This window comes from Acidovorax sp. CF316 (assembly GCF_000276605.1).
Lineage (GTDB): Bacteria > Pseudomonadota > Gammaproteobacteria > Burkholderiales > Burkholderiaceae_C > Acidovorax.
In genome coordinates this window covers 58,640-73,110 of the sequence record NZ_AKJX01000020.1, presented here as the reverse complement: position 1 = coordinate 73,110, position 14,471 = coordinate 58,640, and the positions used below count along the sequence as shown (strand labels likewise).

General features: G+C 65.1%; 13 protein-coding genes. 10 read left to right on the top strand and 3 right to left on the bottom strand.

All coding sequences use genetic code 11. The features are described 5' to 3' along the window. The 3 genes from PMI14_RS33995 to PMI14_RS33990 all read left to right on the top strand — a co-directional run. Positions 1-585 (top strand): RHS repeat-associated core domain-containing protein (locus PMI14_RS33995; protein WP_162137113.1); only part of this gene is annotated, 585 nt, incomplete at its 5' end. Continuing rightward, complete coding sequence (locus tag PMI14_RS34675; protein ID WP_146187970.1) at positions 576-1,013, top strand: hypothetical protein; 438 nt, start codon at positions 576-578, stop codon at positions 1,011-1,013. The genes PMI14_RS33995 and PMI14_RS34675, both read left to right, overlap by 10 nt. Positions 1,014-1,462: 449 nt before the next feature. Next, complete coding sequence (locus PMI14_RS33990) at positions 1,463-2,071, top strand: RHS repeat-associated core domain-containing protein (RefSeq protein ID WP_081497250.1); 609 nt, start codon at positions 1,463-1,465, stop codon at positions 2,069-2,071. Positions 2,072-2,537: 466 nt separating this feature from the next. On the opposite strand, the gene PMI14_RS02965 is transcribed toward PMI14_RS33990, so the two are convergent. Together PMI14_RS02965 and PMI14_RS02960 are read right to left on the bottom strand one after the other, a co-directional pair. Further along, positions 2,538-5,159, bottom strand: coding sequence for an ATP-binding protein (locus PMI14_RS02965; protein WP_007849338.1), 2,622 nt, complete (start codon positions 5,157-5,159; stop codon positions 2,538-2,540). 155 nt (positions 5,160-5,314) lie between these two features. After that, entirely contained in the window at positions 5,315-6,220 is a 906-nt protein-coding gene (locus PMI14_RS02960; RefSeq protein ID WP_007849333.1) for a LysR family transcriptional regulator, read from the bottom strand. 91 nt (positions 6,221-6,311) lie between these two features. Between PMI14_RS02960 and PMI14_RS02955 the strand changes: the two genes are divergently transcribed. The 4 genes from PMI14_RS02955 to PMI14_RS02940 all read left to right on the top strand — a co-directional run bounded on the left by PMI14_RS02955 (position 6,312) and on the right by PMI14_RS02940 (position 11,423). Further along, on the top strand, positions 6,312-7,691 hold the full coding sequence (locus PMI14_RS02955) for an acyclic terpene utilization AtuA family protein (protein WP_007849332.1): 1,380 nt from the start codon (positions 6,312-6,314) through the stop codon (positions 7,689-7,691). Beyond that, the gene (locus PMI14_RS02950; RefSeq protein ID WP_007849325.1) at positions 7,688-8,050 is read left to right on the top strand and encodes a hypothetical protein; all 363 of its coding nucleotides are present in this window, start codon (positions 7,688-7,690) and stop codon (positions 8,048-8,050) included. Before PMI14_RS02955 ends, PMI14_RS02950 begins: the two co-directional genes overlap by 4 nt. Before the next feature lie 49 nt (positions 8,051-8,099). Continuing rightward, on the top strand, positions 8,100-9,092 hold the full coding sequence (locus PMI14_RS02945; RefSeq protein ID WP_007849322.1) for a tripartite tricarboxylate transporter substrate binding protein: 993 nt from the start codon (positions 8,100-8,102) through the stop codon (positions 9,090-9,092). A 189-nt stretch (positions 9,093-9,281) separates the two neighbouring features. Beyond that, positions 9,282-11,423: an alpha/beta hydrolase domain-containing protein gene (locus PMI14_RS02940; protein WP_007849319.1), complete on the top strand. Its 2,142-nt coding sequence runs from the start codon at positions 9,282-9,284 to the stop codon at positions 11,421-11,423. 123 nt (positions 11,424-11,546) lie between these two features. Here PMI14_RS02940 and PMI14_RS02935 read toward each other — a convergent pair whose 3' ends face one another. Continuing rightward, complete coding sequence (locus PMI14_RS02935; RefSeq protein WP_007849318.1) at positions 11,547-12,467, bottom strand: LysR family transcriptional regulator; 921 nt, start codon at positions 12,465-12,467, stop codon at positions 11,547-11,549. Between the two features lie 106 nt (positions 12,468-12,573). Between PMI14_RS02935 and PMI14_RS02930 the strand changes: the two genes are divergently transcribed. The 3 genes from PMI14_RS02930 to PMI14_RS02920 all read left to right on the top strand — a co-directional run bounded on the left by PMI14_RS02930 (position 12,574) and on the right by PMI14_RS02920 (position 14,453). Continuing rightward, positions 12,574-13,440, top strand: a complete 867-nt coding sequence (locus PMI14_RS02930) for an MBL fold metallo-hydrolase (protein WP_007849315.1) — start codon at positions 12,574-12,576, stop codon at positions 13,438-13,440. Between the two features lie 95 nt (positions 13,441-13,535). Beyond that, positions 13,536-13,799, top strand: a complete 264-nt coding sequence (locus PMI14_RS02925) for a hypothetical protein (protein ID WP_007849313.1) — start codon at positions 13,536-13,538, stop codon at positions 13,797-13,799. 3 nt (positions 13,800-13,802) lie between these two features. Further along, complete coding sequence (locus tag PMI14_RS02920; protein WP_007849311.1) at positions 13,803-14,453, top strand: DsbA family protein; 651 nt, start codon at positions 13,803-13,805, stop codon at positions 14,451-14,453. Positions 14,454-14,471 lie beyond the last annotated feature (18 nt).

The window sequence follows — 14,471 nt, the reverse complement described above, 5'->3', positions numbered from 1 at the left end:
AACCTGCACTACAACTACTTCAGGAGCTACAGCGCGGAGCGGGGGCGGTATACGCAGGCCGATCCGATTGGGTTGGATGGTGGGTTCAATCGGTTTGGGTATGTGGGGGGAAACAGTCTCAGCTTTATCGATATTTTTGGATTGGCGTCTACTGAGAGGACTCAAGGTCTTCTGAAAGAATTCTATGAGTGTATGGCAGCACTTGGTCTTGATAGCCCCAATTTCCGTCCTAGGATAAATTTCGATCCTAATCTTCCTGCTCTTGGAGAAACAAACGTATTCTCCAGAAAAATCACGCTAAATTCAAGTTTTTACAACGATGGTACAATTTTTTCAAAAAATGGCTCTATCGATGCTAACAGGTTTGAATTATTTGCAAATACTCTAATACATGAGGGGGTTCATGTTCGAGAGAGTATTTTCGGTGTTGTGGCTCGAGGGTTGCTCGATCTTGCTGGGTATGCCGGAATTGGAGAGGGTCATGGTTATTTTTATAACTTATATTCTGATGGGGTGATGGATAGAAATGGCGGCGCATTGTTGAATTGCGTCCGCAAGAAGCGGCAGGGGGATAAATGCGATTGATCAAAATTTTTCAAATTAATAAGACTGTAAAATATTTTATTAATTGGAAGTTTTTTTTGATGCTTGTAGCTTTTTTGGGAGGGGTGGGTGCCATCTTTACACCCCAAAATTGCTCGGCATCATGTAAGGTGGCACTTTTTTCCAGCTCTCTTGAGGTCTCGTGGATTGTTGAGCATTCGTTGAAGCAAGGCGCTTTTGCTGTTGATGCCGCTTCTGCTCACACATACGAACTTCCTCCTGTCAAGAATAAGCCTCCGATCTCCTCTGTATCTAGCATTTCTTCGGATGGCAAGGGATATTTAAAAATATCTAATGCAGAGGCTGATATGGTCATATCCGTATGGCGCGATAGCGATGGTAGGTTTCGGTGCGTTGCTGTTGTTCCGAAAGTGGATGCAAAATGGTGTGCATTAAATATTTCTAGGTAAATATTTCATGATTGTGCTATGTGCTTGACAACTCAAATTCTCGCGTCCGGATGCAATATATCAATGGTGCTTATAATCAGTTGTGGAGGGGTCAGGTCTTGCGTTTTGCCCCCAGATGACCGGGTGGCCTGGCAATGGGTCTATAGCGCGTTTGGGGATTAACAGCCCACCCTAGGATAAAATGCTTCACCGACGCAACCACCAACCCCACCACGGGCACCACCACGATTCCCGATGTCACCTTCAACCTGCGCTACCCGGGGCAGTACTACAACAAGGAGAGCGACCCTGGAACCGGCAGTTGAATGCGCCCGAGGGTGCCGTGATCGGTGTGCCAGGCAAGGCGTGAGGACGCGGCGCACCCTTGTGCGCAAGGACGAGCAACGCCGCATGGCGCGGCGAGCGCGGTGCCATCGGGTGCATAGCGCCTTGTCAATCGCCCAACCGGGGTGCCCTGCGGCCCTAGACATTGCTTGCGCACACGGCCCACCCAGAGGACACTGGCGCGGTCAACTGCCGGATCCAGGGTTTGGCACTACAACTACTTCCGCAGCTACAGTGCGGAGCGGGGGCGGTATACGCAGGCCGATCCGATTGGGCTGGATGGTGGGTTTAATCGGTTTGGGTATGTGGAGGGGGATGCACTTTCCTATGCAGATCCATTTGGTCTTTCGCGCCTTACGCTAACGCTATCCGGTGGCCAAAAAATAATTGTTGAAAATCCTTCGGCGACGGATTTAATTAATTCAATAAATTCCGTAGAAGATGGAAAAATAATAACTTTTCAATTGTCAGGGCATGGGGATGAGTTCTCGCAGTGCATTTCTGCGGGGCGCGGATGTCGAGATGCCTTGACAAAAAATCTCGGCTTGTTATCAAATGGGGTGCTTGTTGGGAATATTAAGGATGCGTTGCTTCGCAAGATGAACTCACAGGGTGAGGTTCGTCTTGAAGGGTGTAACAATGCGTCTGGTGATAGGAATATGGTTAAATCAATTAGTGAGCATATGGGGAGTATTCCCTGTTGTGGGTGGGTTGTGGTACCAGGCTGGGTATGAAAATCATTGGTTGTTTGGCAATTCGTCTGGATCGTTCGGTATTAAGAGGGTCTATGTGAATGGAGTGCTTAAATAAATGAGTGCTACATTTCTGGAGGATGCAATATGGTTGCTGATTCCCTTGGCGTCGGTCATGATATTGGGGCGATGGAAAAGTAATTTGTCTCTCACTTGTTGCATTTACGCTGTGGGTGTAGGTGCAGCCGGATGGGGGTTTGGGCCGCGATGCTTTTGTGTTGACGCTCAAAACCTATTTCTGGGTTCTTTTATTTTCTCGTTAATTTTTGGTATTGGTATGTATGTGTTTTTTATTTGGGGCGCTGGATTATGGAAGGTAATTTTGGAGAGGAGCAGATGATGATTGCATCAAAACGCTAACGTCGCCTTTTAGCGTCTTCGGTGAAGAAAGGCTGCCCCGTGAGATAGCCAAAAATGCAGGCCTAAAAATCGGTGGAGTGTAACCCCCTTACCTCTCAATCATCTCCTGCACCTTGGCGGCAAGCGCCGCCACATCAAACGGCTTGGTAATCACCTCCATCCCAAACGCCAGCAGCCCATTGCCCACGGCGGCGTTCTCCGCATACCCGGTGATGAACAGCACCTTCAGGTCCGGCCGCGTCACGCGCCCCGCGTCGGCCACCTGGCGGCCGTTGAGGCCGCCGGGCAGGCCTACGTCGGTCAATAGCAGGTCGATGCGGCGGTCGGACTGCAGCACATGCAGGCCGGCCGGGCCATCGCCCACCGAGATCACGTTGTAGCCCAGGTCTTCGAGTTCCTCGGCGATCAGGCCGCGGATGGTGGCCTCGTCTTCGATCACCAGCACCACCTCGCCATCGGCCCGGTGGTCGAAGGTGGGCTGGACGTGAGGATTCTCCTGGTCGGCATCACCCATGTAGCGCGGCAAATACAGGCACATGGTCGTGCCTTCGCCGGGTACCGAGTAGATGCGCACCTGCCCGCCCGACTGGCGCACGAAGCCGTACACCATCGACAAACCCAGCCCCGTGCCCTGGCCCATGGGCTTGGTGGTGAAGAAGGGGTCGAACGCGCGCGCGATCACCTCGGGTGCCATGCCCACGCCGGTATCGGTCACGCACAGCGAGATGTACTGCCCCGGCGGCAGTTCGCGTTCGGCCGCGGCGCGGTCGTCCAGCCATTTGTTGGCGGTCTCGATGGTCAGGCGCCCGCCGTTGGGGGCCATGGCGTCGCGCGCGTTGATGCACAGGTTGAGCACGGCGTTTTCGAGCTGCGAAGGGTCCACCTGCGTGAGCCACAGGCCGCCCGCACCGACCACCTCCACCTCGACGGATGGCCCCACGGTGCGCCGCACCATCTCCTCGATGCCGCCCACCAGGCGGTTCACGTCGGTGGGGCGCGGGTCCAGCGTCTGGCGGCGCGAAAAAGCCAGCAGGCGCTGGGTCAGCGAAGCCGCGCGCCGCACCGAGCTTTGCGCCATGCCGATGTAGCGCTCGGTGTTGTCGAAGTTCCTGGCATTCAGGCGCTTTTCCAGCACCTGCAGGCTGGCGCTCATGCCGGCCAGCAGGTTGTTGAAGTCGTGCGCAATGCCGCCCGTGAGCTGGCCGATGGCCTCCATCTTCTGCGACTGGCGAAATTTCGCTTCCACCTCCATCAGCTCGTTCGTGCGCTCGGTCACCTTGCGCTCCAGCGACTCGTTCATCTCCCGCAGTTGGGCTTCGTTGCCGCGCAGCGCTCTTTCGGAGCGCACGCGTTCGGTGGCGGTGCGGGTGCGGCCGGCAATCTCGCGCATGAACTCGCACTCTTCCTGGGTCCACTGGCGCACGTCGTCCTGGTTCACGAAGAGCACGGCCACCAGGCGTTCGTGCTCCACCACGGGGATGTTCATGAAGGCACGGGCGCTGCGCGACTCCAGTGCACCGGCGGCCATCGCGGTGCGGGGGTCGTTGCGTGCATCGGTCACCCTGACGAACTCATCGTTCTTGAGCGCGTCGATGAAGGTGCCGAAGTCCCGCAGGCAAAGCTCTCCCTGCAGCGTGAGCACCCCCGGAGCCGTCCAGTCGCACTGCACCTGCAGGATGTCGGTATCGTGGTCCACGCGGCCATAGCCCGCGCGGCTCACTTTGAGTGTCTGTCCCAGGATGCGGGCTGCGGCCAGGCTGATGTCGTCCACGTTGTCCAGCCCGCGCAACTGGCTGGTGAACTCGGTCAAGGCGTCGCGCTTGGCCTCTGCAGCCACCCGCTCGGTCACGTCCAGGCCATCCACGAAGATGCCGGTCACCGCGCCGGAGGTGTCGCGGATCGGCTGGTACACGAAATCCAGGTAGCGCTCGCTCACCGGCTCGCCCGCGTGCTGTTGGATGTCGAAACGGGCGCCAAACGCGGTTGCCGCCTTCCCGCTGGAGTACACACCATCGAGCATGGCCACGTAGCCCTGCTCGGCGGCCTCGGGCAGCGCATCGGCCACATTGCGGCCCAGCAGGGGGCGGTCACCCACGAGTTCGTGGTACCTGGGGTTGGACAATTCGATGCGATGCGTGGGCCCCTGCAGCAGCACCATGAAGCTGGGCGACTGCTCGAACAGGGTGGCAAAGCGCTCGCGCTCCAGCAGCAGGCGCCGGTCGGCCAGCACCTTGTCGGTGGTCTCCACCACCAGGGCCATGGCCCCCACCGGGGTGCCCGCCTCGTCCACCAGGGGCGAATAATTCAGGTCCACCCACAGCGGCTTGTGCACTCCGTCGCGGTTCAGGCTCAGCTCCTGGTCCTCGTAGTTGAGGGTGCCTCCGGCAAGGCACACCTTGAGCACCCGGTCGTTCAGGTCGGCCGCCTCGGGCCACGCCTCGCGGATTTCCATGCCCAGCAGGCCCGGGTGGCGCCCGCCGGCAAATTTGGCGTAGGGGTCGTTGTAGATCAGCACGCCCACCTCGCCCCACAGCGTGGCGATCGGCATGGGGCAGCGCAGCATGTTGGCCAGCGCCAGCGTGAGGTGGGCAGGCCACTGGTCGAGTGGGCCCAGTTCGGTGCGGGACCAGTCGAAGCCGGCGATCAGCCCGGCCATTTCGCCGCCGGCGGACAGGAGGGAAGCTTGGTTGGTGGGTATGCCGGAGGACATGGGTGCCAGGTTCTGTGATCGGGCCGTGCCCGGGGATGGCGGTGCGGCACCGCATTTTTCGCACGATGATAAAGACAGCTGTCCAGAGATTTTGTAGGCATTCGCCGATGCCGTCACCAAAACCTGCACGACTGGGTGGTGACCGCCGATAACCGCTAGCCCTGGCCCGGTCTGCGCGCCATCACCAGCGTGTACAGCGCCTGCGCCGCCACCGACAGGCTGCGGTCGCGCCGGCGCACCAGGTAGATCTGGCGCAACAGGCCGGGCAGGGCCAGCGGCCGGGTGACCAGGCCGGGCTGGTCGAAGTGGAACAGCGTGAGCGCCGGCACCACGCTGACGCCCAGGCCCGCGCGCACCATGCCCATCACGGTCGCCAGTTGCTCCACCTCCATCAGCGTGTGCATGGCTTGCGGGTGGAAGGCGGCCTCCAGGTACTGGCGCACGCTGCTGGTGCGCGCCAGGTGGATGAAAGGGTATGCGGCCAGGTCCGCCGGGGCGATGGCCTTCTTGCGCCGGGCCAGCGGGTGGTCGGCCGGGCACACCAGGTGGAAGTCGTCGCTGCAAAAGGGCTCTGCCTGCAGCTCGGGCGTGTCGGCGCGGATGGCGGCCAGCGCGAAGTCGGCCTTGCCGCTGGCCACACGCTCGATGCAGGGCTCCGAGAGCACGTCGGCGATGTCGATCTCGATGCCCGGGTAGCTGCTGCGGTAGGCCGCCAGCACGCCCGGCAGCCAGCCCGCGGCCAGCGACGGCAGCAGCGCCACCGCCACGCGCCCGCGCTGCAGGGTCGCGGCATCGCGCACGGCGGCCAGCGCGGCCGTGATCTCGCCACGGATGCGCCGGGCCGACTCCAGGAAGTTCTGCCCCTCGCCCGTGAGGTCCACATGCCGCGTGCTGCGGTCGAACAGGCGCAGGCCCAGATCGTCCTCCAGCGCGCGGATGAGGGCGCTGAACGCCGGCTGCGACAGATGGCACTGGGCCGCGGCGCGCGTGAAGTTGCGCTGCTCGGCCAGCGCCAGGAAGGCGTCGAGCTGGCGGGTGGACAAATGGTGCTGCACGCTCATTGATCTGAAAAACGGATGGATTGATACCAACAATCTATTTCACAGAATAACACCGGGTGCCTACATTCGGCCCAGGAGACAAAGACACCTTATGGCGAACAACGCAACACTGCTGGTCGGCTGCGCCGCCGGCTTCTCGGGCGACCGCACGGACGCCGCCGCGCCCGTGGTGCAGGCCCTGATCGCCAGCGGCAAGCCGGCCGTGCTGATCTTCGAGACCCTGGCCGAGCGCACCCTGGCCCTGGCCCAACTGGCCCGCCGCACCGACCCGGACGCCGGCTACGAACCCCTGCTGGTGGACATGCTGCGCCCCGTGCTGGGCGACTGCCTGGCGCACGGCGTGCGCATCGTGAGCAACTTTGGCGCCGCCAACCCCGAGGGCGCGGCCCGGCGCATCGTGCAACTGGCGGCCGAACTGGGCCTGCGCCGCCCGCGCGTGGCCGTGGTGCAGGGCGACGACCTGAGCGGCCCCGCCCACCGCGCGCTGCTGCAGGGCTCCCTGGGCGATGCCATGCCCACCGAACCCATCGCCAGTGCCAACGCCTACATCGGGGCCCAGGCCATTGCCGGTGCATTGCGCGAGGGCGCGGACGTGGTGGTCTGCGGCCGCGTGGCCGACCCCTCGCTGGTGCTGGGCCCGGCCCTGGCGCACTACGGCTGGGCGCACGACGACTGGGACCGCCTGGCCCGCGCCACCATGTGCGGCCACCTGCTCGAATGCGGCGCCCAGGTCACGGGCGGTTACTTCGCCGACCCCGGCTACAAGGACGTGCCCGGCATGGCCCGCCTGGGCTACCCCATTGCCGAAATCGACGCCGACGGCCACTGCACCATCACCAAGCCCCCGGGCACGGGCGGGCGCATCGACGAGCGCACGGTCAAGGAGCAGTTGCTGTACGAACTGCACGACCCTGCCGCCTACCTGACGCCCGACGTGGTGGCCGACATCACCGAGGCCCGCGTGACCGCCGTGGGGCCCGACGCCGTGCGCCTGGAAGGTGTGCGCGGCCATGCGCGTCCGGCCACGCTCAAGGTCAACGTGTGCTTCGAGTCGGGCTGGTTCGCCGAGGGCGAGATCTCGTATGCTGGCGCCCGGGCCGAGGCCCGCGCGCGCCTGGCCGGCGAGGTGCTGCGCGAGCGCCTGGCCGGCCTGGGCCCGCTGCGCATCGACCTGATCGGCGTGACCAGCGTGCTGGGCGACGATGCCGGCCGCTGGCTCGATGGCAGCAGTGGGGATGGCCGTGATGTGCGCCTGCGCGTGGCCCTGCAGCACCGCGACCATGCCAGCGCCCAGCGCCTGCTGCGCGAGGTGACAGCCCTGTACACCTGCGGCCCCGCAGGCGGGGGCGGGGTGCGCACGGCGATGCGGCCACGGCTGGGCACTGTGTCTTGCCTGGTGCCGCGCGAAGCCGTGCCCACGGGCTACCGCATGTTCGATTCCACAGGACAAGAGGAAAGGGCGGCCGCATGACCGATACCACCATCACCGTTCCGCTCTACCGCCTGGCGCACAGCCGCACGGGCGACAAGGGCAACCGCTCCAACATCAGCGTCATCGCCTGGCACCCCGCGCTGTGGGACGTGCTCATGAGCGAGGTGACCGAAGCCGCCGTGGCGCGCCATTTTGCGCACCGCCAGCCGGGCAACGTGGTGCGCTACGTGCTGCCGCAGCTGCAGGCCATGAACTTCGTGCTCGACGACGTGCTCGACGGCGGGGTCAACGACGCCCTCAACCTCGACAGCCACGGCAAGGCGCTGAGCTACCTGCTGCTGGACCTGCCGGTGCAGGTGCCTGCGGCGCTGGCAGAGCACCTGGCCGGGCCCGGCTGATCCATTTTTCGATTCCATCCACCATCAACAACATCAGGAGACATACGCCATGACCGCATTCCACCTTCCTTCCCGCCGACGGGCCTTGTCCACCGCCGTGACCCTGGCTGCAGCATCGCTGGGCTTTGCCGGCACGGCCATGGCCCAGGCCTACCCGGCCAAGGCCATCACCTTCGTGGTGCCGTTTGCGGCCGGCAGCGCCACCGACCAGCTGGCGCGTGCCATCGGCCAGTCCATCACCACCGACACCAAGCAGCCCGTGGTCATCGACAACAAGGCCGGTGCCAGCGGCATGATCGCGGCGCAGGCGGTGGCCAAGGCGCCGGCCGACGGCTATACCATCCTCATCACCACCAACACCACGCACGCGGCCAACGAGCACCTGTACAAGAAGCTCTCGTACGACCCGGTGAAGGACTTCGCGCCCATCAGCGGCCTGGGCAAGGGCGGGCAGGTGATGGTGGTGAATGCCGCATCGCCCTACAAGAGCGTGGCCGACGTGGTGGCCGCGGCCAAGAAGACGCCGGGCAAGCTGAGCTTCGGCAGCGGCAGCTCGTCGAGCCGCATGGCCGGTGAAATGCTCAAGCAGCTGGCGGGCGTGGACATCCTGCACGTGCCCTACAAGAGCAACCCCCTGGCCATCACCGACCTGCTGGGTGGGCAGATCGACCTGATGATCACCGACACCTCCACCGGCGTGCCCCAGGTCAAGGCCGGCAAGCTGCGCGCCCTGGGCTATTCGACGCAAAAGCGCAGCTCGCAGCTGCCCGAGGTGCCCACCATCGACGAGGCCGGCGTCAAGGGCTACGACATGGGCTACTGGTTCGCCGCCTACGCCCCTGCCAACACGCCGCCGGCCGTGGTCGCGCGCCTCAATGAACTGGTGGCCGCCGCCACCAGGAGCGCCGCCGCCAAGTCGTTCTACGACACCGCAGGCTCCGAAGCCTGGACCACCACCCCCGACGAGCTGGCCAGGTTCCAGGCCGCCGAGACCGTGAAGTGGGGCAAGGTCATCAAGGCCGCCGGCATCGAAGCCGAGTAAGCCGCCGCCGCACGACCCGCGTACCCGGGCCCTGAACCCGCAAACCGCCGGCTGCGCCCCTGGGCAGCCGGTGTGGGCGCAGCCATGCCTGCCTGAGCACTTGCCCCCGTGCAGGCTGGCCCACGCCCGATTTTTCCACAGAGCACGCGAACCTGGCCACCAGAGCCATTACCCAAGGAGACAAGCGACATGAGAAAACACCATCTGTACAGAACTGCCGGTGCCCTGGCCCTCACGGCAGCCGCTGCGGCGGCCCTCACGGCCTGCGGCGGCAGCAGCAGCGACGACGGCCTGACCGGCAAGGCCCCGGCCATGAAGCTCGAGATCACTGCGCGCGAGGACTTCCCGGGCAGCTACGGCACGGTGGGCGCTTACGAGCGCCTCACGGGCACGCTGTCGGGCGAGGTGGACCCGGCCGATCCCAAGAACGCCATCATCCAGGACCTGGCGCTGGCGCCGGTCAATGCGCGTGGCATGGCCGAGTACAGGACCGAGTTCGTGATGCTCAAGCCCAAGGACATGGCCAAGGCCAGCGGGGTGCTGCGCTACGACGCGCCCAACCGCGGCAACATCCTCACCATGCTCAACCCCACGGCCACGCCCAGCGATGCCGTGTACCTGGAGCGCGGCTACGTGGTGCTGTACTCTGCCTGGCAGGGCGACGTGCCCAAGAGCACGGCTGCCCGCCTCACGGCCACGGTGCCCGTGGCGAAGAACAAGGACGGCACCAGCATCACCGGCCCGTACCGCGCCGAACTGGTGCCCACGGCCGCCAGCCCCGCGATGACCCTGCCGGGCGGCGTGTTCAACGGCAGCATGATTCCTTACGAGCCCGCCAGCCTGGACAACACCCAGCCCGGCTATTCGCTCACGCGCCGCGCCAACGAGACCGACGCGCGCATCCCCGTGTCCACTGCGGACTGGAAGTTCGCCACCTGCGACGCCACGGGCGCCAATGCCTTCCCCGGCACGCCCAATGGTGCCAGCGTCTGCCTCAAGGGCGGGTTCGACCCGGCCTACCTGTACGAGCTGGTCTACGTGGCCAAGGACCCCAAGGTCATGGGCGTGGGCCTGGCCGCGCTGCGCGACACGGTGCACTTCTTCCGCAGCAAGGCGGCCGACGCCAGCGGCACCGCCAACCCGGTGGCCGGGCGCATCACGCACACGCTGGGGCAGGGCACTTCGCAGTCGGGCAATGCCATGAAGACCTTCCTGCACCTGGGCTTCAACCAGGCGCTCGACGGCAGCAAGGTGTTCGACGGCATGTACGCCCACGTGGCCGCGCGCCAGACCCACATCAACACCCGCTTTGCCGTGCCCGGCGGCGGCGGGGGCCTGCGCACCGACCACACGGCCTTCGGCCAGACGGCACCGCGCGGGCTCGACAAGGACTACATGGACGACGTGAGCGGCCGCCAGGGCGGGGTGATGAAGCGCTGCGCCGCCACCAATACCTGCCCCCGGTTCTTCCTGGGCCTGTCGGGCACCGAGTTCTGGCAGCTGCAGGGCTCGCCCGTGCTGACCGACGCCAATGGCCTGAGGGACCTGACCCAGCCCGACAACGCGCGCATCTACTACTACGCCAGCACCCAGCACGGCGGTGCCGGCGGCACGGCCAGCATCGGCTATGCACCCAGCCGCGCGCCATACCCCACGGGCACGGTGGTGCACTTCAACGACACCTTCCGCGCGCTGTTCCTGGGGCTGGAGGACTGGGTGGTGCGCGGCACCACGCCGCCCGCCAGCCAGGTGCCCAAGGTGGCCGACGGCACGCTGGTGCGCCCCGCGCAGGTGGCCTTCCCGGCCATGAAGGGGCTGACCTGGGCGGTGAACGGTGTGCAGACCGCCATCCCCGACTTCAACTACCTGGGCTGGCACAACAATTTCCCGCTGTTCGACTTTGGCCCGCAGTACCTGCCGCAGGACGAGGCCGGCATCGCCACCATCCTGCCCCCGCGCAACCTGAACCGCGACTACGCCATCCTGGTGCCCCAGGTGGATGCGCGCACCGGCCTGACCCGCGCCGGCATCCAGAGTGTGGAGGCCCGTGTACCGCTGGGCACCAGCTTCGAGTTCAACTACGTGGCCACGCCCGGCATCACCGACCTGGCCAACCTCACGGGCGGCTACATCCCCTTCCACACCACACGGGCCGCGCGTCTGGCCGCGGGTGATGGACGTGTATCGCTGGAAGAGCTGTACGGCAACCAGGCCGGCTATGTGGCCGCGGTGACCGAGGCCGCCAACGCCCTGGTGGCCCAGCGCCTGCTGCTGCCGCGCGATGCGCAGGCCCAGATCGACCGGGCCAAGGCCACGATCATCTTGCCTTGAACATGCGTTGAAACTGGCGCCGCTGAGGCCAGTGCTCCCGCGCAAGGGCCGCCCCGCTGCGCTGGGAGCGTCCCCATCCCGACTCGCGCAGCGAGTCGAGAGAGGGGGAAGGCGCGAAGCGACTCAGGGGGTGTCTGCCAATGACCAGGGGGCTCCCTCGAACCGATCAACGAGAAAATCGAGCAAGGCCCGCACCGCTGGCGACTGGTGCCGGCGCGAGGTGTACAGCGCGTTGATCGCCATCACCGGCAGTTCCCAGCCGGGCAGCAGCGCCTGCAACTCACCACTGGCAATGTGCGGGTTGGCCAGGTAGGTGGGCTGCAGCGCAACGCCGCCGCCGGCCAGCGCGGCGCGCAGCAGGGTGGTGGCCTCGTTGGCGCTGAAGTGGCTGGACACGGCCACACGCTCGGTGCGGCCGTCCCGCGAGAGCTCCCACACGCTCTTGCCGAAATTGGCATAGCTCAGGCAGCGGTGGCGTTCCAGGTCCGCCGGCTGCACTGGCACGCCATGGCGCGCCAGGTAGGCGGGCGAGGCCACCAGCACCGAGTCGCAGCGCGCCAGCGGCCGGGCGATCAGCATCGGGTCGGGCCCGCTGCTGATGCGGATGGCCAGGTCGATGCGCCGCTCCACCAGGTTGAGCGCGCCTTCGCTGGCATCGAGGTCGATCTTGAGCAGGGGGTGCAGCGCCAGGAAGTCGGTGATCGCCGCGCCCAGTTGGGCGTAGGCGAACGAGACGCTGCAGGTCAGCCGCAACTGGCCGCGAAGGCCACCCTCGGCGCCCTCGGCCGTGGCGCTGGTCTCTTCCTCGATGTCTTCTGCCAGCGCCAGCATCTGCTGGCAGCGGCGCAATGCCTGCTCGCCGGCATCGGTCAGCGTCACGCTGCGGGTGGTGCGCTGCAGCAGGCGGGCCTGCAGCCATTGCTCCATCTCGCCCACATAGCGCGTGACCATGGCGCGCGACATTTCCAGCCGGTCGGCCGTGGCGCTGAAGCTGCCGCTGGTGGCCACTTCCACAAACACGCGCATGGCGGTCAGGCGGTCCATATTTGATCTATTTGTGCAACAAATATGCGCATTTTATGGGGTTTATTGGATCGATTGGCGCAAATAAACTGCAGCCATTCCAACTGAAACCACCTGGAGAATCCGCATGTTCCGCACCGCTGTCCTCGCTGCCACCCTGTCCGTCGCCTTTGCCGGCGCCCACGCCGCCGAGCCTCTGCAGCTCAAGGTCTACAACGCCGATGGCAACAGCTTCAACGTCAACTCCACCCTGGTCTATGGCGAGAAGGAAGCCATGGTCATCGACGCCGGCTTCACCCGCGCCGACGCGCTGCGCATCGCCGCCAACGTGCTCGACAGCGGCAAGGCCTTGAAGACCATCTACGTGAGCCAGGCCGACCCCGACTACTACTTCGGCGTGGAAACGCTCAAGGAGATCTTCCCCCAGGCCGAGGTGGTGACCACGCCCGCCGTGCTGGAGAAGATCAACGCCAAGCTCCAGGGCAAGCTGGCCTTCTGGGGCCCCAAGATGGGCGCCAACGCACCGCGCACGCCCGTGCTGCCCAAGGCCATCGCCGGCAACACCCTCACGCTGGACGGCCAGGTGGTGGAGATCCGCGGCACCACGGGCCTGCTGGCGCACCGCCCGTATGCCTGGATCCCCTCGGCCAAGGCCGTGGTCGGCAACATCGGCGTGTTCGGCACCAACATCCACGTGTGGACCGCCGACACCCAGACCGTGGCCGAGCGCAGCGCCTGGGTGGCCCAGCTCGACGAGATGGTCGCGCTGCAGCCCACCGTGGTGGTGCCCGGCCACATGGGGGCCGGCACCGCGCTGACCCCTGCCAATGTGACGTACACCAAGGGCTACCTGCAGGCCTTCGAGAAGAATGCTGCCACCACCAAGACCAGCGCCGAGCTGATCGAAGCGATGAAGAAGGCCTACCCGGCCGCCCCTATGGGCCTGTCTCTGGACATCGGTGCCAAGGTCAACAAAGGCGACATGAAGTGGTAATTGGAGGGCGGGGCGGGCAGGCTTCTGTGTGACCTGGCGCCTTGCCAACCAACCATCCGACCATCGAAAGGACCCAGATCGTGCCAACACATCCCATGCAGCAAGTGCTGCAGCACCTGCGCGCCGGGCGCTGGGATGCCGCGCACGACCTGGTCCAACACGACGGCTCCCAGCTGGCAGCCTGGCTGCACGGCATCCTGCATGTGCAGGAGGGCGACCTGGAGGACGCCGAGAACTGGTACGACCGGGCCAACCGCCGCTTTCGCAGCCGTGGCACGCTGTCGGAAGAGCTGGCGCTGTTCGAAGCCGCGCTCGCCCAATCCTTGCCGCCGCTTGATTCCGAATCTGAAAGACCCTGACCCATGCCCCTCATCTCGGTGACCTATCTGTTCGACCCCCTGTGCGGCTGGTGCTACGCCGCCGCGCCCGCACTGAAGCACCTGCAGGGTGTGGATGGACTGGATGTTTCATTGGCCCCATCAGGCCTGTTTGCCGGGCAGGGCGCTCGGCCCATGGATGCGCAGTTCGCCGCCTATGCCTGGTCCAACGACCAGCGCATTGAAAAGCTCACGGGCCAGCCCTTCACCCAGGCCTACCGCGACAACATCCTGGGTGCCGTGGCTGGCCGCTTCGACTCCGGCCCTGCCACCTTGGCGCTCACCGCCGTGGCCCAGACCGCACCGGGCCGTGAACTCGAAGCACTGCATGCCTTGCAGCGCGCCCGCTACGTCGATGGCCGCGACACGGCCGATGCGGCGGTGCTGGCCGAGGTGCTTGCCGCCCTGGGCCTGGCCGACGCGGCCGCACTGGCCCGGGCGCCCGACGCCGCGCTGCACCGCGCCGCGGCCGAGCGCGTGGCCCACGCCCAGGCGCTGCTGCGCGCGGTGGGTGCGCGTGGCGTGCCGCAGTTGGTGGTCACGGGGCAGGGCGGGGCGCTGCGGCTGATGGGCGGCGATGCGCTGCTGGGGCCGCATGAACGGCTGGTGGAGTTGGTGAGGGCCGCCGCAGCCTGATCCACCACCCGGTAGCAG